21 protein-coding genes are annotated in these 21,958 nt (G+C 43.8%); 12 read left to right on the top strand and 9 right to left on the bottom strand.

Annotated features, from left to right (window positions below):
* Window positions 1-66 precede the first annotated feature (66 nt).
* The 5 genes from ACHKAR_RS16150 (at window position 67) to ACHKAR_RS16130 (ending at window position 7,231) form a co-directional block, all read left to right on the top strand.
* Window positions 67-2,748: an alpha-L-rhamnosidase-related protein gene (locus ACHKAR_RS16150; protein ID WP_395418430.1), complete on the top strand. Its 2,682-nt coding sequence runs from the start codon at window positions 67-69 to the stop codon at window positions 2,746-2,748.
* Between the two features lie 273 nt (window positions 2,749-3,021).
* Window positions 3,022-5,505, top strand: coding sequence for a glycoside hydrolase family 31 protein (locus tag ACHKAR_RS16145; protein ID WP_395418428.1), 2,484 nt, complete (start codon window positions 3,022-3,024; stop codon window positions 5,503-5,505).
* 283 nt (window positions 5,506-5,788) lie between these two features.
* On the top strand, window positions 5,789-6,007 hold the full coding sequence (locus tag ACHKAR_RS16140; protein ID WP_395418426.1) for a helix-turn-helix transcriptional regulator: 219 nt from the start codon (window positions 5,789-5,791) through the stop codon (window positions 6,005-6,007).
* Window positions 5,994-6,308 (top strand): HipA N-terminal domain-containing protein, encoded by a 315-nt coding sequence (locus ACHKAR_RS16135; RefSeq protein ID WP_159583107.1) that lies wholly within the window; start codon window positions 5,994-5,996, stop codon window positions 6,306-6,308. The genes ACHKAR_RS16140 and ACHKAR_RS16135 overlap by 14 nt, the downstream gene beginning before the upstream one ends.
* Window positions 6,309-6,436: 128 nt before the next feature.
* Entirely contained in the window at window positions 6,437-7,231 is a 795-nt protein-coding gene (locus ACHKAR_RS16130) for a HipA domain-containing protein (protein WP_395418425.1), read from the top strand.
* Window positions 7,232-7,343: 112 nt separating this feature from the next.
* On the opposite strand, the gene ACHKAR_RS16125 is transcribed toward ACHKAR_RS16130, so the two are convergent.
* From ACHKAR_RS16125 to ACHKAR_RS16095, 7 genes are all read right to left on the bottom strand, one after another.
* Window positions 7,344-7,916 carry a hypothetical protein gene (locus tag ACHKAR_RS16125; RefSeq protein ID WP_395418423.1) on the bottom strand — a complete coding sequence of 191 codons (573 nt, stop codon included), beginning with the start codon at window positions 7,914-7,916 and terminating at the stop codon, window positions 7,344-7,346.
* Window positions 7,917-8,070: 154 nt separating this feature from the next.
* Window positions 8,071-9,165 carry a hypothetical protein gene (locus ACHKAR_RS16120; protein ID WP_395418421.1) on the bottom strand — a complete coding sequence of 365 codons (1,095 nt, stop codon included), beginning with the start codon at window positions 9,163-9,165 and terminating at the stop codon, window positions 8,071-8,073.
* 270 nt (window positions 9,166-9,435) lie between these two features.
* Entirely contained in the window at window positions 9,436-9,942 is a 507-nt protein-coding gene (locus ACHKAR_RS16115; protein ID WP_395418420.1) for a hypothetical protein, read from the bottom strand.
* A gap of 372 nt (window positions 9,943-10,314) precedes the next feature.
* Window positions 10,315-10,932 (bottom strand): MCP four helix bundle domain-containing protein, encoded by a 618-nt coding sequence (locus tag ACHKAR_RS16110; RefSeq protein WP_395418418.1) that lies wholly within the window; start codon window positions 10,930-10,932, stop codon window positions 10,315-10,317.
* A gap of 452 nt (window positions 10,933-11,384) precedes the next feature.
* A complete protein-coding gene (gene glmS / locus ACHKAR_RS16105) occupies window positions 11,385-13,223 on the bottom strand; it encodes a glutamine--fructose-6-phosphate transaminase (isomerizing) (protein WP_395418417.1) in 1,839 nt (612 codons plus the stop codon).
* Between the two features lie 7 nt (window positions 13,224-13,230).
* Complete coding sequence (locus tag ACHKAR_RS16100; RefSeq protein WP_395418415.1) at window positions 13,231-14,571, bottom strand: hypothetical protein; 1,341 nt, start codon at window positions 14,569-14,571, stop codon at window positions 13,231-13,233.
* A complete protein-coding gene (locus ACHKAR_RS16095; RefSeq protein ID WP_159583154.1) occupies window positions 14,564-15,373 on the bottom strand; it encodes a glycogen/starch synthase in 810 nt (269 codons plus the stop codon). Before ACHKAR_RS16095 ends, ACHKAR_RS16100 begins: the two co-directional genes overlap by 8 nt.
* A gap of 108 nt (window positions 15,374-15,481) precedes the next feature.
* Between ACHKAR_RS16095 and panC the strand changes: the two genes are divergently transcribed.
* The 7 genes from panC (at window position 15,482) to ACHKAR_RS16060 (ending at window position 21,185) form a co-directional block, all read left to right on the top strand.
* Complete coding sequence (gene panC / locus ACHKAR_RS16090) at window positions 15,482-16,330, top strand: pantoate--beta-alanine ligase (protein ID WP_395418413.1); 849 nt, start codon at window positions 15,482-15,484, stop codon at window positions 16,328-16,330.
* A gap of 7 nt (window positions 16,331-16,337) precedes the next feature.
* Window positions 16,338-16,688 carry an aspartate 1-decarboxylase gene (gene panD, locus ACHKAR_RS16085; RefSeq protein ID WP_159583156.1) on the top strand — a complete coding sequence of 117 codons (351 nt, stop codon included), beginning with the start codon at window positions 16,338-16,340 and terminating at the stop codon, window positions 16,686-16,688.
* A gap of 12 nt (window positions 16,689-16,700) precedes the next feature.
* Window positions 16,701-17,705 (top strand): lysylphosphatidylglycerol synthase transmembrane domain-containing protein, encoded by a 1,005-nt coding sequence (locus ACHKAR_RS16080; RefSeq protein WP_395418411.1) that lies wholly within the window; start codon window positions 16,701-16,703, stop codon window positions 17,703-17,705.
* Window positions 17,668-18,156, top strand: a complete 489-nt coding sequence (gene rfaE2 / locus ACHKAR_RS16075) for a D-glycero-beta-D-manno-heptose 1-phosphate adenylyltransferase (RefSeq protein WP_395418409.1) — start codon at window positions 17,668-17,670, stop codon at window positions 18,154-18,156. Before ACHKAR_RS16080 ends, rfaE2 begins: the two co-directional genes overlap by 38 nt.
* Before the next feature lie 6 nt (window positions 18,157-18,162).
* Entirely contained in the window at window positions 18,163-18,858 is a 696-nt protein-coding gene (locus tag ACHKAR_RS16070; RefSeq protein WP_395418407.1) for a zinc metallopeptidase, read from the top strand.
* 146 nt (window positions 18,859-19,004) lie between these two features.
* Window positions 19,005-20,144, top strand: a complete 1,140-nt coding sequence (locus tag ACHKAR_RS16065) for an acyl-CoA dehydrogenase (protein WP_159583164.1) — start codon at window positions 19,005-19,007, stop codon at window positions 20,142-20,144.
* Window positions 20,145-20,270: 126 nt separating this feature from the next.
* Window positions 20,271-21,185, top strand: coding sequence for an AraC family transcriptional regulator (locus tag ACHKAR_RS16060; RefSeq protein WP_395418405.1), 915 nt, complete (start codon window positions 20,271-20,273; stop codon window positions 21,183-21,185).
* Here ACHKAR_RS16060 and ACHKAR_RS16055 read toward each other — a convergent pair.
* Window positions 21,175-21,576, bottom strand: a complete 402-nt coding sequence (locus tag ACHKAR_RS16055) for a hypothetical protein (RefSeq protein ID WP_395418404.1) — start codon at window positions 21,574-21,576, stop codon at window positions 21,175-21,177. The genes ACHKAR_RS16060 and ACHKAR_RS16055 overlap by 11 nt on opposite strands.
* Window positions 21,566-21,919 carry a phage holin family protein gene (locus tag ACHKAR_RS16050; protein ID WP_395418402.1) on the bottom strand — a complete coding sequence of 118 codons (354 nt, stop codon included), beginning with the start codon at window positions 21,917-21,919 and terminating at the stop codon, window positions 21,566-21,568. The genes ACHKAR_RS16055 and ACHKAR_RS16050 overlap by 11 nt, the downstream gene beginning before the upstream one ends.
* Between the last annotated feature and the right edge of the window lie 39 nt (window positions 21,920-21,958).

Here is a 21,958-nt window from a genome sequence, read left to right as displayed (position 1 = left end):
AAAGTTAATATATCGGAGCGAGGTTTCACCTTTTCGTCCGACTGAATTCAAATTAATTAAGAACAAATGGATTTTAGGAAATTTTTTTGTGCTGTGAGCGCTGTGGTGGGGCTTACGGGATGTAGCGAGTCGGAAGTGCTTTACCAGTCTGAGCAGTATACAGTTTTTTCTGACAAGGTGGTACAAGGGCCATATCAGGCAAAAGCTCTTGATCGAACCCACATAGTTTCCGATTATATAAGCCCCGCCAGGACACAGTATTCTTCCACTTTGTCATTCAAGTTTTCGATCAATGGAAAAGACAATGAGGCATCCTCAGGACAGGATCATGCGCTTACCATTGTGCCTCAGAGTGGCGAATACGTTTCACCGGTCATCAGCTTCGGAGCTAAGGACCCAGCGTCTTACATACAACCTGATGCGCCTGGCACCTTACCCGCAAACACAAAATTTACCGTGCGGGTGGATATGAATGCTGTACTGAAACAATTTCAGGAAAAAGACTATTATACCACTTTTGATGGTGATCAGATTCGTCAACAGGATTTCAAAGGAGTTTACATCGCAGGAGGTTCGGCGCCTTTAAGTTGGGACTTTGATAATTTGCACACGAATCCTTCATACTTGTTAGAAGATTCGGATGCTGATGGCATTTATGAAGGCACTTTTATTCTGAACCCGCATGATCCTGAAGCTCCGGCAGAAGAACAATGGACCCTTCAAAACGACATCTCAGCCTACCCTTCATACAGTTCTGATCAGCTGCTGGTAGATGCACTTTACAATATGGCCCTGGATGAGATGATTTATAACATCGAAGATGATAGCACCTTCAGGACAGGGAAAGAATGGTCGGGTGTATGGACTCGAGATATCAGCTACAGTATTTTGCTGGCTTTCGCTTACATCGAGCCGACCATCGCCAAGATAAGTCTGATGAAGAAAGTTGATGAACTTGATCGCATCATACAAGATACCGGATCGGGAGGTGCCTGGCCTGTATCTTCAGATCGGGTGGTTTGGGCGCTGGCCGCTTGGGAGGTTTATGTTGTCACAGGCGATATGGAGTGGCTTAAGCAAGCCTATGGCATCATCAGTAATACTTTGACTGGTGACTTTCAGACTGTTTATGATGAAACTACGGGTCTTTTCAAAGGGGAATCTTCATTTCTGGATTGGAGAGAGCAGACTTATCCCCATTGGATGGATAATGTGGACATCTCTCAGTCGCTGAATCTCGGCACTAATGTGGTGTATTCCAGGGCGCTGGAGATACTTTCCATGATGGCTGCCGAGCTGGGTGAAGAAGTCGCTGGTATGCAATATGCTGAAAAAGCAGAGTTGGTAAGGACAGCAATCAATGATCACTTGTGGAATGATGAAAAAGACTATTACAATCAATATCTCTACGGTCGTTATTACATGAATGTATCTCCACGCTCTGAAGCACTGGGTGAAGCCTTGAGCGTACTTTATGGTGTAGCCTCGCCGGAGCGCATCCAACAGGTGGTGGCAAATACTCCTGTGATGTCTTTTGGCATTCCCTGTATCTATCCGCAGATTCCCAATGTGCCTCCCTATCATAACAACGGTATTTGGCCTTTTGTGCAGGGATACTGGAACTGGGCCATAAAAGAGGCTGGAAACGAGCAGGCACTGTTACATGGTTTGGCTTCAATTTATCGTCCCGCAGCACTTTTTACGACCAATAAGGAAAATTTTGTAGCAGAGAATGGAGATTATGCGGACACCCAGATCAACTCAGACCGAATGCTATGGAGTATGGCAGGAAACCTTGCAATGGTCTACAGAGTCTTTTTGGGAATGTCTTTTCAGCCAGATAAGCTGCTATTCCAACCATTCATACCACGAGCTTATGGAGGGGTTAAGCATGTCAATGGGTTTCGATATCGGGATGCCACTTTGGATATTGAGGTAAGAGGATACGGAGACGGAATCAAACGATTGATAGTGGATGGTGTAGAAAAACAGGAAATGGAAATTTCTGCCGGATATAAGGGGCATCATCAGGTGATAATCGAAATGAACAACAAGCTAGCGCATTCACAGCCATATAACATAGAGCAAAATGAAGTATCTCCGTCAGAGCCTCTTGTGCGTTTGGAAAATGATGTCCTACGATGGGCAAAGGTAAAAGGAGCCTACAGGTATCTGGTGTTTTTTAATGGCAGAGAGCTGTCTCAAACGAATGACACCACTTACATTTTACCTGACGGGGGCTATGGGCAGTATAAAGTGATGGCCATAAATGAGCAAGGAGTTTCATCGTTTACCAGTGTACCTGTTACTTATTATAATCAGGAAGTTAAAGTTGAAATGGAGGGTTTCGCTGCGAAGGATGGTGCCTCACTCGTCAACTATAGTGGAAGTGGGTTTATCAGGATTTCAAAAGAGAGTAACACAAAGCTAAAGATCCCGATCACCCTGCAGCAGGGTGGAAAATATCTTATTCGCTTTCGCTATGCCAATGGAAATGGCCCCTGGAATACAGACAATAAATGTGCAATACGTACCCTTTTCGTGGATGGCCAAAAATCAGGTTCGATAGTTATGCCTCAGCGAGGCATGGGAGAGTGGTCCAACTGGGGGATGACCAATGAAGTGGAAGCATATCTGACTGCTGGTACGCACGAACTATTACTGGCCTTTCAGCCGTCCGATGAAAATATGAATTTAAAAGTCAATGAAGCCGTACTGGACTATGTGCAGTTGACTCAGGTCAGATAACTCAAACAGGAGAATTCTTTTTTATAACCAAACCCTAATCAAAATGAGACATTTGAAGTTCGCAGTGTTTGTGATAGCATTGATTATGATGTATTGGAGACACATGCGTAAGGATTGATAATGAAGCCAGGACATTTATTAATGGAATGTGAAATGAACGGAATCAAGGTGACGAGGAAAACATTGATCAAATAAAATTTTATTCCTAATCAGTAAATAGTGAGCAGAAGGACAGGTTTCCTTCTGTTCTATTAGTACTTTAAACTTATGCAGATGAATGCCGTGAAATATTTTTTAGTAGTTCTTGTATACGTTGGGATGTATCTCAACCTGTTTGGGCAATCTCAAACCCCCGAGGACTGCTTTGCCTATACTGTTGATAGAAATGAAGTGACATTTCATTGTTTGGATAGCGCAAAGATCAAACTCAAATTAGCGAGTAGTTCGGTAATAAAAATTTGGTATGCTCCAGATGGTAAATTTCAGCGATCTAATGAATCCTTTGCAGTGATCAACGAAGAGCTGGAAGAGATCTCTAATATTCAGGTTAGTGAGTCTGCTTCAGCTTATGAAATTTTTACGGGTCCTTTGCGAATTCGCGTAAATCGAAAACCCTTTCAGCTGCAGATATTTGACAAGTGGCAGAAACTTTTATTTGGGGGCTATCAGGATCAAGGTTTTCAGTACTCTGGCACAGAGGTAAAAGCTGTCAATTTACTTAGGGATGATGAGCATTTTTTCGGGCTGGGAGAAAAGTCGGGCTCACTTGACCGAAGGGGGCAGAGCTATAAGATGTGGAACAGCGATAAACCATGCTATGGAATCAATGAAGATCCACTTTATAAGAGTATTCCCTTTTTTATGAGCAGCTATAATTACGGGATCTTTTTCGATAATACCTATCTCACAGAGTTTGATTTCGGAGCCTCGTCCAATGATTACTATTCTTTTTCAGCTCCTGATGGTGAAATGATATTTTACTTCATCTTCGGCAAAGACTATAAGGAAATCATCAATGGGTATACCCAACTGACGGGTAAACCCATTATGCCACCAAAGTGGGCATTGGGATTCTCTCAAAGCAGAGGAATGCTTACGAATGAAGCTTTGTCGCGGGAAATTGCTACTGGATATCGGGAAAGGCAAATTCCATGTGACATCATTTATCAAGACATTGGATGGGTGGAAGGTCTCCAAAATTTTGAATGGTGGAAAGAAAGGTATCAAAACCCCAAGCAAATGCTGTCTGATCTTGCCGACGATGGATTTAAAGTAGTTGTGTCTCAGGATCCGGTCATTTCACAAAGTACCATTCAGCAGTGGAAAGAAGCAGACTCTCTGGGATATTTTACTACGGATGTTCGAACGCACAAAACCTATGACATGCCCTGGCCATGGGGAGGCAATTGTGGAGTGGTGGATTTTACCAACCCTGAAGTGGCTGATTGGTGGGGCCAATATCAGCAAAAACCCCTGGATGACGGGGTGAAGGGTTTCTGGACCGATATGGGTGAGCCTGCCTGGAGTAATGAGGAAAGTACGGATCGCCTCTATATGAAGCATCACCTGGGCATGCATGACGAAATACACAATGTGTATGGGCTTACTTGGGATAAGGTCGTTACTGAGCAATTCGAAAAGCGGAATCCCAACCAACGTGTTTTTCAAATGACTCGTGCCGCTTACGCCGGTCTGCAACGTTACACTTTTGGCTGGTCCGGTGATGCTGGCAATGGTAGCAACGTCCTGGAAGGCTGGCAGCAGTTCGAAAACCAAATTCCGGTTGCATTGTCTGCAGGAATGGGCCTGATTCCTTTTTGGGCTACGGATATTTCCGGGTACTGTGGAGATATAGAAGATTATGACGCCATGGCCGAGCTTTATGTGAGATGGCTTCAGTTTGGGGTTTTCAACCCGATTAGTAGAGCCCATCATGAAGGAAATAATGCCGTAGAGCCATGGCTCTTTGGGGACAAAGCCGAAAAGGCATCTAAAAAGGCAATAGAACTGAAATATCAGCTTTTCCCCTATCTGTATACTTATGCGCGGGAAGCTTATGATACAGGCTTACCCATTATGCGAGCAATGATTTTAGAGTATCCCAATGATCCAGAAGCTTTAAAAGCAGAACATCAATTTATGTTTGGGCAAGAGTTGTTAGTGGCTCCGGTTACTAAGCAGCGCGCTAAGGTCAAACAGGTGTATTTGCCAGCAGGAGAATGGATCAACTTTTTTACAGGAGAATCCTACGAAGGAGGTCAATGGATCGGTTACCCTGTGACTTTGGACGATATTCCTGTGTTTGTAAAATCCGGTTCAATCATCCCAATGATGCCTGTAATGCAGTATATACATCAAGTTCAGGATTACCCGATTACTTTTAGAGTTTACGGTCCTGACGATCCCTCTTCATTCACACTTTATGAAGATGATGGAGTAACTAATGACTATAAGAAGAATATTTTCTCGAGTACATTAGTGACAAACACATTAGGTAATGAGGGGCAAAAAATTGTGACGGTTGAAAGGAAACATGAAGCACGTGAAGCTACACCACGAAGCATTATCATTGAACTTACAATCAAAAGTAGCCCTAAAAGAGTATCCCTTGATGGACAAAAGCTAAAATTGACAAATTCAAAAAAAATCGTAGAATCAGAAGTCGATCAAGAGTTTTGGTCGTATGATAAAAATTCCGGAAAGCTACACATCAAGTTCTCGGATAGTGATGGCAAAAGAAAAATTGAAATACAATAATTCTTCTTCATACTGGTTCTCCACTTTTTAAGTGGGGAGCCTTTTTTCAAATCAAATGTGCTTCCACCATCAAAAAACAAGAAGTAGATATAAGCATCAAAGTTGATCCTGGTTCTTCATGGAGCAAGGAGTTATAGGTAACCAGTTATCAGGTTGGGCATAAACACCAATAATCACCTATATATACCCTTTAGGGTATATTAGCATAAGAATATATTTTTTTATACCATTAAGGGTATAATTGCGATAAATTCATATATTTACACCCGTAAGGGTATAGAGAATGAAACAAACACCATTAGCGCAGTTCATCAAGGAGAAAAGAAAGCAAGCACGAATGAAACAAGAAGATCTTTCATTTGCTGCAGGGGTTGGTTTGAGATTCGTTCGAGAACTGGAGCAAGGAAAACCAACCTTGAGAATGGATAAGGTTAATCAAGTTTTAAACCTTTTTGGATATGAATTAGGGCCTATAGAAGCCAGCAGAGATGAGAAAAGCTAAAGTATTTTATCAGGACCAATGGGCCGGGACACTGACTGAAGATGACGAAGGGTATCATTTTCAATATGAATCTGAATACTTTGCTAAGAAAGGTGAGCCAATCAGTTTAACATTACCACTGCAAGAAAAGGCATATCAATCAAATATTTTATTTCCGTTTTTTGATGGTCTGATCCCAGAAGGGTGGATTTTGGATATTGTTCAAAAGAGCTGGAAGGTGAATGAAAAGGATAGGATGGGAATTCTTCTCGTCGCATGTAAAGATTGCATTGGAGCTGTATCAATTGAACCACTAGTATGACATGTTTATACTGCTATAGAGACTCAGAAGGTGATTTTCATACAAATTGCAGTAAGAAAATATTTGGTCTCCCAAAGCCACCGAATGTACCGTATACAGAAGAAGATCTTCTTAATCTGGCGGAACAAATGATCAAGGGGAAATCTACCATTACAGGTGTTCAGCCGAAATTGTCATTGCATATTGAAAAGCCTGATAATGAATCCGAAAAATTGACAATCGTTGGTTTGTGGGGGCAATTTATATTAAAACCTCCGTCATCAAAGTGGAATGAACTACCCCAAATAGAAGACTTGACGATGCATCTCGCCGAGATTTCAAATATTCGAACCGCAGAGCATTCCTTGGTTCGCTTGGGTTCAGGTGAACTTGCATACATAACCAAAAGAATGGATAGAAGAGATGGAAACAAGCAGCATATGGAAGATATGTGTCAATTACTTGGGCGTCTTACGGAGGATAAATATAAATCATCACATGAACAGATAGCCAAGGAAATAAAACGGAGCAGTATTAATCCAGGACTTGATTTGGTGAGGTTTTACGAGTTGACATTGTTCAGTTTCCTCACTGGGAATGCAGACATGCATTTGAAGAACTTTTCATTGCTAAAGAACAACTATGGTCATTATGAATTGGCTCCGGCATATGATTTAGTTGCTTCGGCATTGGTGGTTGAAGGTGATGATGAAGAACTTGCTCTGACCCTATGTGGGAAAAAGAAGAGATTAAAGAAATCAGATTTTTTTAGCGCAATGACTACTTCCGGAATACCAGATAAGGCTGCAGAGAATATTCTCAATAAATATTCTAAACTTTCGAATAGGTGGTTGGCCTTTGTTAATCAATCCTTTTTGTCAAAAGAAATGATGGAGCAGTATTCCCAGTTAATTACAAAAAAGCGCGATCAGCTTTTCGGATAGCGAATACTATGGGGGGTAGAAAGCACCGTCATTTCCCAGCGGTAGATTCATGGTGATGTTTTCTACTGAACCCAGCCAGACTCCCGATAGCTATCGGGAGACATATGCCCGATCAGCGTCTGTTGGCATCCGTATTGATCGCGCGGTTTATTATTTCGTTAATCAATGGCCAGTTCCAATGATCTAGGTAGTGAAGCTTCATAAACTTGTCATCCTTCAGGTTGGAGTTAATCAGTAAATGATCAAACCTTGGAAATAATTTCATTTCATCGAAGTTCATGGTGATTTTATGTGGTCCAAGTTTCTTGGTGATACCTTTCGAGTCTATCAAGAATTTGGCAACCTCAATAGTTTCTCCGTTCTCCCATTTCTCTACCAGTTCAGCAAATTGTGTTGCAAAAAAGTTGTCCCAGATTGAATCTGCTATCTGTTCATAGAGTTGATATTTCTTAGCTCTTCCAATTCCGAAGTAAGATTTTAGAGATATGTTAAATCTGTCATTCTTTTCGTTCCGAAGTTGGATTTTGAAGTTCGTTCCAATGGTGAACATATCCAATTGAATGGGGGCGATTCCATATCGGATTTCAGTCGGTTGATCAATGAGGTTGTCAAAAAGTTGATTCTCCCAGTAAATCTTGGAAGGTTCAATATGTAATACCTTATTTCCTATTTTAAATACGTTCACTTGGGAGTTACTTATGCGTCTTGAAGACTATGGATGCCAACGTCCAAATAAAATGAGTGCGCTCACACTTTGTTTGAGGTAACAAACTTTCAATCTAGCGCTTTCGTTTCTACGAAGAAAGTAAGCGCATTCATTTTATTGTTTGTTATGATCTTTATTTGTTTTCAAGGCTGCTAACCTTTTCTTTCAGTTCGTTGATTTCTTTATTTTGTTCAATAAGATACAGAGTTAGTTCCTCGATCTTCTGAAGCAGTTTAGCATTCATCTCTCCAAGGTTGATCCCGTTCTCAGTTACTTCTGCTTCACTTGGGATTTCAGGGAGATGTCCATTTTCGTTTATGTGTTGTTCGACTTCTTCTAGTGTTCGAAGTTCATAGTCGTCGTAAAAAACAAAGTCTGACCAATTGGCTTCAACTTTGACTTCTTTTGATCTTATTGAGCCATTAACTGATAATTTATGAGTGCCTGTGTTGTTTGTTCCGATTCCTACACTTCCATTAGTCTTGATCAGAAGCTGAGGTATTCCAGATGATGTTTTAAAACCAAAATCTTCGTATGCGGTATTGCTAGCATTTCGAGAAGAAATGTAATTTCCATAAGTTGGGTTTTCGGTTGAATTTCCAGCCGCCGCAATACCAATTATACCCTCATTAGTTCTAAATTGAGCAACCGTTTCTTTCCCATCACCTTCGAAAATCTCAAATTGATAATTTGGTGAAGTCGTTCCAATTCCTACGTTCCCTGCATTCGTTATTGAGAAGCTTTTGCCTCCGCCACTGGTGGCGGTCTGAAATACATAATGTGTATTACTAGAACCGCTATTTTCTATGTACATACCACCTGAGACATTTGTTGGAGTTAAACCAGAAGCACTTTGTTTGATATGTACCATCGCTTGTGGTGATGATTCCCCAATTCCAATGTTTCCATTTGTCTTAATAAGAAATTGACCAACTCCTCCTCCTGTTTTAATGGCAAAGTCTTCATAAGCAGTATTATTTGCATTTCGAGAAGAAATGTAGTTAATATATGTTGGGTTTTCAGTAGAAGAACCAGCTGCAGCAATGTTTATAGATCCCTCATTTGTTCCAAATGTGGCAATAGTTTCATTACCACTATTTCTGTATACATCTAACTTACTTGAAGGATTAGTTTGGCCAATGCCAACTTTATCTCCTGTGTCAGTTACTTGGGAATATGAGAGTGAATATGTGAAAATTGAAATAACTAATAAGCTTAATTTATTCATGAGAGTATCATTTGATGAGTAGGGATTGATCATAACGCCAAGCTATCGGTTGTATGCCCACGGCTTGTAAAGGGCACAATCTAGTGAAATCTGCCGAAGCTCACAACGGTTCAAAGTAGCACTGCGCTCCGAAAGATGAAAACTCCTGCAAGCTGCACTCAGTAGAAAGCACCGAACTTTCCTCAGCGGCAGATTCACGGTCAAGTTGCACTGAAACCAGCCAGAAAGCACTTTGGCATATAACCGATCAGCGTCTGTTACCCACAGCATTTATTTGCCATAGAGTTCGTAAAGAGTGTTCCAAGATAGCCCGTTCGAATCGTGTTGTTCCCAAAGGTCGCTGATTAGAAAAGTTCGTTCGTAGTTCGCCTCGTCTGGACCAAATTGGTAGTCAGTTAAAAAGTAGATTTTACCTACAGGTGAGTTCGTTAGTGCAATGTTCAGGAGTTGGTCAATTTGATCTCTGAATTCAGGTAAGAACTGAAATCGAAATTGTTGGTTTGCACCATTATTGGGATCTTCAAAGTCTGGAATTGCAATCTCGGTTGGTTCGTAATCCCAGTCAATGAGCATGCCCCCAAAGACAGAGTCATGGTCGGCAGTTTTGAATTCAGGGTTGCCAATGTGAATCATAATTCCATCTTCCTTACTTAAAAACTCATGGAAAAGCCAACGATCATATTCTAAACCTTGACCAGTTCTTACAGTTAGTTCGAAACTGTCTTGAGCAATGTCAATTTTTTTGGCGTTTATCGACGCAATTTCGATGTTCGGCATATTCTCTACGAAGCGGGTGTTGTGGGTAACGCTCAGCTATCGGGCGTATGTCCCGAACTTTGCTGATGGAAAACTAAGCTAGTAAAGCTGCGCCACTCGCACAACTGTTTCTTATGAAAAACTGCGGTTAGAGGATCAAGTCCAGAAGCACGAAAGATGCTGAAAGAGCTGAACATTCAGAAGGCGCAACTTTGCGGTCTGGCCGCACTGAGTAGGGAAATTCGACCCCTGGAAGATAGCTTAAATATCAGCAGGAATTAGAATTGCCTGAAAAGGATCAAATGCCCTAAAACTCATCTGATCTTGGTTAAACCCAGACATCTTTATAAGACAGATACTCAGGATTATTCATTACACCGTGGGCAAATAAATTTATTTGAGCGGCCGCATGAAAACCAACAGTTGTATCAAAAGTCCGATAGCGATTAACACACCAATTTCAATTCTTGAGATAAGATTACTTGTATCAATAGCTCTATTGGCATTGCTGATCACCTTGTCGCTTTCCTCAAGTTGAATTTTGAAGAGTGCATCCAAATCGTCGTAAACAGCAGTAAAGTACCGTTCACTTCCCGAAGTAGTCAGCTCAGTATTCAAAGGATCGTTTCTTTGTAGCTTCAACTCATATTCCCTCAAAGATCGAATATTCCGCTTCAGCGACTCAAAAACCAAGGCTTCATTCTCAGTGAGTTGGGTAGATGCAAAACGATCGTTCAATGTCTGAATGGAGTCATTGAGCGCAGTGTTTAAGTCGCTCCATTGTTCAATGTCCGAACGCTGAATAAGCTCCCTTTTTACCTGAATCTGACGAGAGATCTTATATAGATAGTCTTTAGCGAGTAATCGATCTTCGTATATCGTGGTAAGATTACTTTGAACAATCCTGAAGTGGTTGCTATCCATCATATTAGTGGCCAATACGAGCAGGAACACCACCAATAGCGCTACTCCCGTTCTGATTCTTTGTCCTAAACTAAACTTCCACTCCATTTTCACTATTTTAATTGTCCTTACAGCATCAAACGACGTAGTTTGAAACTCATGTGATATCACCAGCGATTGGAGCGTGCTACAACATTCATCGAAAGCCAGCCTCCTTTAATCAACCTTCTTATCCCCGAAGTTTCATCAATTCCCATTGCCATCTGGAAATCACCAGGTACCATGTTTTCATAGCCCTGCTTTTTTGATGTTATACATTTAAATATAACCGATAAAATTGCTCTTTGAAAATCGGATGATTGACGCGAAATAGCCAACCAATCCGTTGTGCTGTTTGTCCATTCCCATACAAGAACCTTGCGGTCCAGGATTTAAAAAAATAGGTGAGCTTAAAACAATGGAGCATCAGCAATGCGAAAGAAGGTGATTATCCGAATAAACATCGAGTGGCCACTCAAACTTTTTTGATGTCTGGCGACCATTTGGTTTACACACGGTAACTACTCCACCGTCACACTCTTAGCCAGGTTTCTTGGCTGGTCCACATTGCTGCCGCGCATCACAGCGATGTGATAAGACAAGAGCTGCAGAGGGATCACGGACACCAGGGGCATCAGGGCCTCATGAGTGGCTGGTACTTCTATGGTGAAGTCCGCCATCTTGGGGATCAGCACATCTCCTTCTGTCACGATAGCGATCACCTTTCCTTTCCTTGATTTTACCTCCTGGATGTTGGACACTATTTTGTCATAGGAGCTGTCTCTCGTCGCAATAAAAACCACAGGCATGTTTTCATCGATCAGCGCGATAGGACCATGCTTCATTTCTGCAGCTGGATAGCCTTCCGCATGGATGTAGGAGATTTCCTTGAGCTTCAGCGCGCCCTCCAGCGCCACAGGGAAATTGTAGCCCCGACCCAGGTACAGGAAGTTATGGACGTCTTTGAAAAGCGCCGAGATCTCTTTGATCTTGCCATCACTTTCCAGTGCCTTTGCAACCTTTTTAGGAATGCTTTCCAGCTCCACCAGCAGTTCACGGAATTTCACATCCGAAATCGTACCCTTCTGCTGTGCCACACTCAGGGCGATCATCGTGAGCACAGTGAGCTGTGCAGTGAAGGCCTTGGTAGAGGCCACACCTATCTCTGGTCCAGCATGCAGGTAGGCACCTTCATGGGTCGCCCGGGAGATGGAAGACCCCACGGTATTCACCACACCAAAGACAATAGCGCCTTTAGACTTGGCCAGCTCAATGGCCGCCAGGGTATCAGCCGTTTCTCCCGACTGGGAAATAGCAATCACAATATCTCCTTCTCTGATCACCGGGTTGCGGTATCTGAACTCGGAAGCATACTCTACCTCTATCGGAATGCGACAGATATCTTCAAAAAGGTACTCGGCTACCAGACCGGCATGCCATGAAGTACCACAGGCGATAATGACAATACGTTGTGCATTCGTCAGCGCACCGCTGTAGTTTCTAATGCCGCCAAGCATCAGCCTGCCTTCTGTGGCATTGATCCTGCCACGCATGCAGTCGGCGATGGACCTGGGCTGCTCAAAGATTTCCTTGAGCATAAAGTGCTCATATCCGCCTTTCTCTATCGCCTCCAGCTTGAGGTCCAGCGTATGAATGTAGGGTTTCTGAGGGATGTCTTTTGTGTTCACAATCTCAAAACCAGCTCTCGTGATGACGGCTATTTCTTCATCATTGAGATAAACCACCTCATTGGTGAATTCTATTATGGGGGTAGCGTCGGAGGCCACATAGTACTCCCCTTTGCCCAGGCCAATGACCAATGGGCTGCCCTTTCGGGCGGCAATGAGTTTGTCCGGATCGTCCTGAGACATAATGACGATGGCATACGCGCCCACCACTTTCGTAAGCGCCACACGTACCGCCTCTTCCAGGCTTACACCCAGTGTTTTTTGAATGTCTTCAATGAAGGTGATAAACACTTCCGTGTCTGTATCGCTCTCAAAAGAATATCCCTCTTCCTCCAGCTCTGTTTTCAAGGCCCCATAATTCTCAATGATCCCATTGTGAATAATCGCGAGCCTGTGGTTACTGGAGTAATGGGGGTGAGCATTTCTGTCATTGGGCTCGCCATGAGTGGCCCATCTGGTATGGCCAATCCCCACAGTGCTGTCAAAGGAGTGACCGTTGGTCAGATTTTCCAGCTGCTTTACCTTGCCTTGCTTCTTGTAGATTTGTAGGTTTCCTTCCTCCATTAGTGCCACTCCGGCACTGTCATATCCCCTGTATTCTAATCTCTTCAGTCCATTAATCAGGATGGGGAAAGCTGGTTTATCTCCAATGTAAGCTACGATTCCGCACATGAATGTTTTAGTCTTTTAACGTGGTGTAGAAAATGGTCAGTTTCATGCCTGACTTATTAAATGAGGTCTGACCCAGGCTGATCGTTTCCGGGCTGGTGATGACCAGGTGCTCTGTTAAAAACTCGTCGCTAAGGGTATAGTCATCTGCCAGTACCTGGGTAAACAGCGTCACGTTGGCCAGGTACTCGGAGTTATCTTTGTTGTAAGCCATCGTCAGGATGTTGGTGGAGTTGCCAGAAGAGGCATAATCAGCTTCTGTCAGGATCGCATTGTTAAAGCCATCTCCTCTGCTGACACCCGATCCATTGATCTTGCCATTACTTTTGATAAAGTAGTTCCGAATAAAAGGTACCGTTTCTATGTAGGAAAATTCATCCTGGGGAACCACTTCCATGCTAATGGTGGCTCTGTTGATGATGAAGTCTTCGTGACTTTTCACAAAATCTAAGTAGGGACTCAGGTCAAGTTTGGTATGGATCCCATTCACCATATCCAGATGAGTTCTGCCCGTGATGGCGTTGCTTTCCTCATATTCGGAGACAATATCGCTAAACTTACCGGAGCTTCGGTCTCTGTCTATTTGTGAATAGTGTGCATCTGAAAAATCAAACGAAAAATGGTAGAGCTTTCCTGCAGCATTTTTCATGTTTACATAGATCCTGGTAGTATCGTCCTTTAGGTCAAATGAAAACAGGCCCTTATTACCTGCACCTGGGATCAATGCCAGCGGCGGGTAGTGATACATCCCCAGTAGCAGAGAGTCCTGATTGACACCACCCAGGGTAGCTTTCTCCAGCCTTTTGTAAAGAAACTGCCCGAAGGTGTCCGTGAGCGGGATCTGAATAATGGAATCCGTCAACGGATTGTAGTCAAAGGTATAATCAGCGATGGTTTCAGGCCGATGATCCAGCTTTCGGTCAGCCAGATATACAGGCTGATTATACAGGGTGTCATTCACTTCATGAATGATGATCTGCTCACCTGCCAGTCCACGCTGCGCACGCTGTCCGGCCACCTTTAAGGAGAGGATGGTGGATACATATTCCAGAGAATCTCCTCCAGGGAGCACACCCCCATAAATATTGTACTGGTTGTAAGAAACCACCGTGGCCTTGCCGGCAATGGAGTCTTCATACTGTCCGAAGATACTGTGCGTAAACTGATCGGTCCGAAGACTGTCTATGTAAATGGTGGAAGCAGGAAGAACGAATTCCATTTTTTGAGTAACAATCGGATTGTCCTCAGATTCTAACTCCAATCCCAGCCTACTGGGGTCATCACAGGCAAAAAAAAACGGGACCAGCACAATGGCCAGTCCCGATGTAATCCAGTATGTTAGTTTATCCAACAAGTTCATTGTATAAGTTAAAGTAAGAATCTTCGAAATTTTCATCCTTCTCAATGGTATCAATTCTTTTGTCTGCCAGATCGTTCATCAGCTTCTTGAAACTTTCTGTGGTTTCCTGATTGGCTATGTTCACGGCATCTGCATATTCCACGCCCATTTTCACAAAACCTTCATAATCGGCTGTTTTGAGTGGTCCCAGCATGCTGTCGTCTATGTCGATCATCTTCACCTTCTCCAGCAGATCAGCCCCAAATTTATGACTGAAATTGTTATCATAGATAGTAAAGACCGTTTTAGATTCTTTAAAAATAGGATCGTTCTTGTAGGTGGTTTTTACGTAAAGTGGGATCAAACTTGTCATCCAGTCATTGCAATGAATAATGTCCGGTGACCAGCCCAGTTTTTTCACTGTCTCTAAAACGCCTTTACAGAAAAATATTGCGCGCTCATCATTGTCTTCATAGAAATTATCCTCCTTGTCGAAGAAGACTGATTTTCTGTGAAAGTAATCTTCATTATCAATGAAGTAAACCTGTAACTTGGCATTTGGAATCGATGCTACCTTGATGATCAGAGGCTTTTCTTCATCACCCACAGAGATGTTGATGCCAGAGAGCCTTACCACTTCATGAAGCCTGTTTTTCCGCTCATTGATTAATCCGAATCTTGGAACTAAAATCCTGATCTCCATACCCCTTTCCTGCATAGCCTGCGGAAGTCTTCTGACAAAATCAGCAACTTCTGTAGTTTTCAGGAAAGGATTAATTTCACTTGCCACATAAAGGATTCTTAAATTCGACATACGATGTGCTATTTTATTGAGGATTATCTAAAATGACCTCAAAATTACCATAAATTTGCCATATTATCAACGTTTTCAATAAGTTAGGCAACATTAATTCTTGGTTTGATGGAGGTCATTAAGCACCCCAATGACATTTTTAGATACACGGAAGATTTAAAATCCAACGGTAAAAAAATCGGTTTGGTTCCCACCATGGGGGCACTCCATCAGGGTCATTTCTCACTGGTTCGGCAGGCCAGAGCGGCCAATGATTTTTTGGTGGTGAGCATATTTGTCAACCCCCTTCAGTTTAACAATTCTCAGGATCTTACCAATTATCCCCGAACCCTCACTGACGATCTGGGGCAGCTTGAAAAACTGGGTGTGGACCTGGTCTACACCCCGGAGGTGGAGCACATGTATCCCACTTCCCCTGAGGTGCAGGTAGATTTTGGCCGAATGGCCCATGTAATGGAAGGCGCCTTTCGCCCCGGACATTTTTCAGGAGTGGGAGTGGTCGTATCCAAGCTTTTTCACCATACCAATGCCCACCGTGCCTACTTCGGACTGAAGGACTTGCAGCAGTTTTTGCTCATCAGAAGAATGGTGGCGGATTTGTCTTTCCCTGTGGAGGTCATTGGTCTGCCCATAGTTCGGGAGCCATCCGGCCTGGCCATGTCTTCCCGAAACAAACGACTCACCCCTCAGGGGTTGGAAATTGCCAGCAAACTCCACGAAGGTTTGGTGATGGGCAAGAGCCTTTGGGAGCAGGGGAGATCTCCAAATGAAACTAAAACGGCCATAAATGATTTCTATAAGGGACAAAAGGGTTTGGAAGCCGAATACGTAGAGCTCGTAGATCCCGATGACCTTTCGGAGATCACTGAAAACCATTCTCAGCCGGTGGCGTTATGTGTTGCTGGCTACGTAGAAGGCATAAGATTAATTGATAACCTATATTTGCGGCAAGATTGAAGCTGAGATGACAATAGAAGTATTAAAATCCAAGATACACAGGGTGAAAATCACCCAGGCTGAACTCCATTATGTTGGCTCTATTACCATAGATGAGGACCTCATGGATGCCGCTGATCTGGTGGAGAACGAGAAGGTGCAAATCGTGAACATCAACAATGGAGAACGATTGGAGACCTATGTGATAAAGGGGGAGCGTGGCAGCGGCCAAATTTGCCTGAACGGTCCCGCCGCCCGCAAAGCTCAGGTAGGGGACATTGTCATCATCATTTCATACTGCTCAGTGGAAAAGGAAAAAGCTAAAGCGCATACACCGGTCGTCATTTTCCCGGACGAAAAAAACAGACTCACAAGCTGAAAGCGCTGTTGAATGATTAAAAAAGCCACTTCGGTATTCAAGTATACATTTTCATTGGGGCTGGCACTGGCGCTACTTTATCTGGCGTTCAGAAATGTAGATTTCTCCGAATTCATAGAGAAATCAAAGCAGGTCAATTACACCTGGGTGATCATCTCCATTCTGCTCTCTCTGGTGGCCTATTATGCCAGAGCTTATAGATGGAATATCCTCCTAAAACCTTTGGGATACCCCAATCTAAATGTCCATAAAACGAATCTGGCAGTGTTGGTGGGCTATCTCGCCAATCTGGCTTTTCCCAGACTGGGTGAAGTGACCCGCTGTGGAATGATGAAGCGGAGCGATGATGTGCCTGTATCCACCTCGCTGGGTACGGTGATTACAGAGCGGATCATCGACCTGTTCACGTTGATCGCATTGATTTTACTGGCACTCGTACTGGAGTACGATCGGCTCATCGAGTTTCTTACACACATTTTTTCCGGACTTCAGGACGTAGAGGGATTAATGTGGAAGGCGGGGATGATAATCGTCATTGGAGGAGCTTTGGTGTTCATACTGGGCTATGTGCTGTATGTAAAAAATGAAAAGGTCCGTTCCTTTATCAATGACCTGATCCGGGGCATTCTTTCCCTGAAAGATGTGAAAAACAGATGGGGTTTTGCGCTATCGACCATTGTCCTTTGGGTCACTTATTACTTCATGTCCTATATCATCGTGTTTTCCATTCCTGAAACGGCCCACTTATCCTGGGTAGCCGGGATTATGCTTTTGGTGACAGGGGGTATCGCGCTGGCAGTGCCGGTGCAGGGCGGTATTGGTACCTATCACGCCTTCATCAGTGCCATGCTGGTGCTGTATTCTGTAGAAAAGACTACTGGGGTTTTTCTGGCTACGCTCCTGCATACTTCGCAGATCGTAGCGATCGCCATTTTTGGTGGTATAGCCCTTCTGGTATCGGTTTTTATCAAAAAGAGCCATGAACGCGACAGCACGGAAGATCGTCAGCAGAAGTAAGCTGTCTGCCCTTGTGGAGCAGTGGCGTGCGGATCGGCAGCAGATAGTTTTCACTAATGGGTGTTTTGATCTGCTCCACCTGGGGCACATCGATGGCCTGGAGAAGGCTCGTCGCTTTGGGGATCGGCTCATTGTGGGCCTTAATTCGGACACCTCCGTGAAAAAAATCAAGGGACCCGACAGACCATTGAATAATGAAAATATCCGCTCCAGAATGCTGGCAGCATTGGAATTTGTGGATGCAGTGGTGATCTTTGATGAAGATACGCCGGCCTCCCTGATCGGCGAGGTACTACCAGACGTTCTGGTGAAGGGCAGTGACTATCAGACAGGCAACATCGCAGGGTCAGATATCGTATTGAGAACAGGAGGTAGAGTGGAGCTGATTGAATTAACGAAAGGCTTTTCTACCACGAGCATAATTGAACAAATAAAGCGTATAAACGAATAGAAGAAGATGTTATTTATTATCATTATCGGATTTATGATTGCCAGCCTGGTGGTAAGTACCCGGCTGAAGAATAAGTTTAAGAAGTACTCTAAGATTCCGCTGTCCACGGGACTCACGGGTCGTGAAATTGCTGAGCTGATGCTGGCGGATCACGGGATTCACGATGTGAAAGTGATGTCTGTCCAGGGACAACTCACGGATCATTATAACCCGACCAACAAGACGGTAAACCTGAGCCCGGACGTTTACAGCGGCAGGTCAGCTGCTGCGGCTGCCGTGGCTTCTCACGAGTGTGGACACGCTGTGCAGCATGCCACAGCTTATAGCTTTTTGGAGTTCAGGTCGGCAATGGTGCCCATTCAAAACATCAGTGGACAGATCATCAATGTGGTCTTCATGATGATGTTCTTTGGTGCATTCCTTTTGCCATCCATCATTCCTTTCAATCTGGCCATTCTGGTGATTATAGCCTGTTATGGGGTGTTTACCCTTTTCGCCTTCATCACCCTGCCAGTGGAATTTGATGCGAGTAAACGTGCCCTGGCCTGGATTCAGGATCGGAACATCGTGAATACAGGTGAGCACAAAATGGCCAAAGACGCACTGGACACAGCAGCAAAAACCTATGTGATCGCGGCACTTTCAGCACTGGCCACTTTGCTCTACTGGGTAATGATCTACTTAGGTGGCAGTAGAGATTAACTGACAACAGAATAAAATTTGCAAAAAAGCCTCATTTACAGAGGCTTTTTTTGATTCCAAATGTTATGCATGCATAACAAAATTTCTTATTTTTGTCGAACCTATAGAAACAACATTAACCTCAAATACTTAAAAAACAACAGACCATGAATTTTAACCTAACTGAAGAGCAACTAGCAGTTCGGGCGGCTGCCAGAGATTTTGCAGAGAAAGAACTTTTGCCAGGCGTCATAGAACGGGACAATGCCCAGCAGTTTCCGGCAGAGCAGATCAAGATGATGGGTGAGTTGGGATTCATGGGGATGATGGTGGACCCAAAGTATGGCGGTGGCGGTATGGACACCGTGTCCTATGTGCTGGCCATGGAGGAGATCTCCAAGGTGGATGCTTCGGCATCCGTGGTGATGTCAGTGAATAACAGCCTGGTGTGCTGGGGGCTGGAGCATTTTGGGTCAGAAGAGCAAAAACAGAAGTACCTGCCCAAGCTGGCCAGCGGGCAGCAGATCGGAGCATTTTGTCTATCGGAACCAGAGGCCGGATCAGATGCCACTTCGCAGCGAACGACCGCTGAAGATAAGGGAGATCACTACCTGCTGAATGGGACTAAAAACTGGATTACCAATGGCAATTCGGCTTCAGTCTATCTGGTGATGGCCCAGACTGATCCTGAGAAGAAGCACAAAGGGATCAATTGCCTGATTGTGGAGCGGGATTATGAAGGCTTTGTGGTGGGCAAAAAAGAAGATAAACTGGGCATCAGGGGCTCAGATACGCACTCACTCATGTTTACGGATGTGAAGGTGCCAAAAGAAAATAGGATTGGTGAGGATGGCTTTGGCTTTACCCTGGCCATGAAGTCGCTCAATGGAGGCCGGATAGGGATTGCCTCTCAGGCCCTGGGCATAGCAGCGGGCTCTCTGGAGCGATCCATTGCCTATGCCAAGGAGCGAAAGGCCTTTGGTAAAGAGATCGCGCAGCACCAGGCCATCCAGTTCAAAATAGCAGACATGGCCACAAAAGTAGAGGCAGCTCGTCTGCTCTGCCTGAAAGCTGCCATGCTGAAAGACCGAAAAGAAGACTATTCTCAGGCCAGTGCCATGGCCAAGTTATATGCCTCTCAGGTAGCCATGGAGAATGCTGTGGAAGCTGTGCAAATACACGGTGGGTATGGCTTTGTGAAGGAGTATCATGTGGAGCGTTTCATGCGGGATGCCAAAATCACGCAGATCTATGAAGGCACCTCAGAAATTCAAAAAATTGTCATTTCCAGAAATGTATTGAAATAATATAATTTGATTCCCGGTGGTTCCTCACCGGGAATTTGGCTTATTCCAATTTTTAATATTAGATTTATACAATTATTTGAGATAATAAACGTCTATTATCCGCATTTAATTATATTATAAAGATTGGTGGAAGACTACAATAAGATTATAGAATCACTGGGGGTTCGCTTTATTAAAGCTAAGAATATTAATATTTTGAAGCCAGTGACCATTGAGAATAACTATGACATAGAGAACTCATTGGTATTGGTAAACACCGGTCATCTCAGATTTGGGAAGGAAAAAGAGGTTTGCGGAGAGGGCGAAGTATTTTTTGTACCCGGAGGCCGGCAGGTGACTGTTTCTTATGGCATCAATAACCCCATTAGCCTTTCAAAAGACGATTTTTTGAACAATAAGGAGCTTTATTTCCAAAGCTACATAGACAAAGCGGAGGCATCTGACAGTTATAGCTATGTGTCATTTGAGGCCAAAGCATTTGATTCGGTTAACTTCTTTGCCTCTCTGGATATACCCCCCTTCAAAATTGTAGACTCAGGCAAGATCAGGTCGCTCATCAAAGGGATCAACGCCGAGGTAACCTCCAACTCACCCGGCAAAGGCCGGATAGTGAAGGTGATGACCGAGCAGTTGGTAGTGGAGCTGATTCGCTACATTCTGAAGCAGGGACTCTTCGTGGAGCAGTTTGCCACCAACAGTACTTACTTCAAGGATCCGCGTCTCATCGATATTTTTACCTTCATCAAAGAAAACCTTGGAGAGGATCTTTCCAATAAGGTACTGGCCAATGTGGCCAATGTGTCTGAAGATTATGTAGGTCAGTATTTTAAAATGCTAACTGGCATCAATCCACAGGACTACATAGAGTACCAACGGATGGAGGAGGCCGTGAACCTGCTCCGTACCTCTAAAATGAGTATCAGGGAGATCGGTAAGGAAGTGGGTTATAAAGACACTGCCTATTTTTGTCGCCGCTTCAAAATGATGTTTGGCATACCTGCCGGTAAGATGAGAAGAAGAGAATCTCTGATTAACGTTTAGAATTTTTTTTCACTTCGGTTTCACCTCCCATTTTTTTAGAGAGTATCATCGCCAGTTGGGTGCCTACAAATTGTATGGCAGCCAGAGTGACTTTTTCCATCAACAGCTTTTTCACACTAAACCCTTGGTCTACCTTGATCTGTTGAGGTTTGGCCACAGCTTTTTTGGCTGGTATCGGAGGGGCAGCTGGTTTTTCCTCTTTAGTAAGGGCCCTGAACAGGGTGTATCCGGCAAGTACTACACCACCGGAGATTAAGGAGATGATCACTACCTTCTTCACCTGTGATTCAAAGTTTTCGGAAGCTTCCTCCAACTCATCCTTTAGCCGTGATTCTTTGGCTTCCAGCGATGATTTTTTCTTCATCCAGATTCCGGATCGTTTATTCTTCATTTTGTTCGGCGATGGTTTCACTCAAATTGACAAATAGGGCTTCCAGCCATTTCTGAATATTGTTGGACCTGAGCAGGAAGAAAATGATCAGCAACATGACCAGGTAAAAACCTGCCACGATCAGATAGCCAAGGTGTGGGCTGTCCAGAATCATATTGAGATAGGCGCTGAGGGCCATGGAAAGAAAAACTAACAGGAATAGTCCGATGATAGCTATGGTAAGAAAGGCCACAAAATGTGCTAACAGCTTGGCCACCTGAGCGATGATTTCCAGCTTCAGCTTTTCTCCCTTGAGCCGGATATACTCAGACAATTTATCCACCAGCTTATTGATTACAGACATGTCGTAGGTGATTTTGGATGCGTAAGACAAATATATAAT

It is taken from the genome of Marinoscillum luteum, assembly GCF_044005705.1.
In the GTDB taxonomy this organism is placed as follows: domain Bacteria; phylum Bacteroidota; class Bacteroidia; order Cytophagales; family Cyclobacteriaceae; genus Marinoscillum; species Marinoscillum luteum.
The sequence above is the reverse complement of the archived record's forward strand: the minus strand, read 5'-3'. Positions and strand labels throughout refer to the sequence as shown.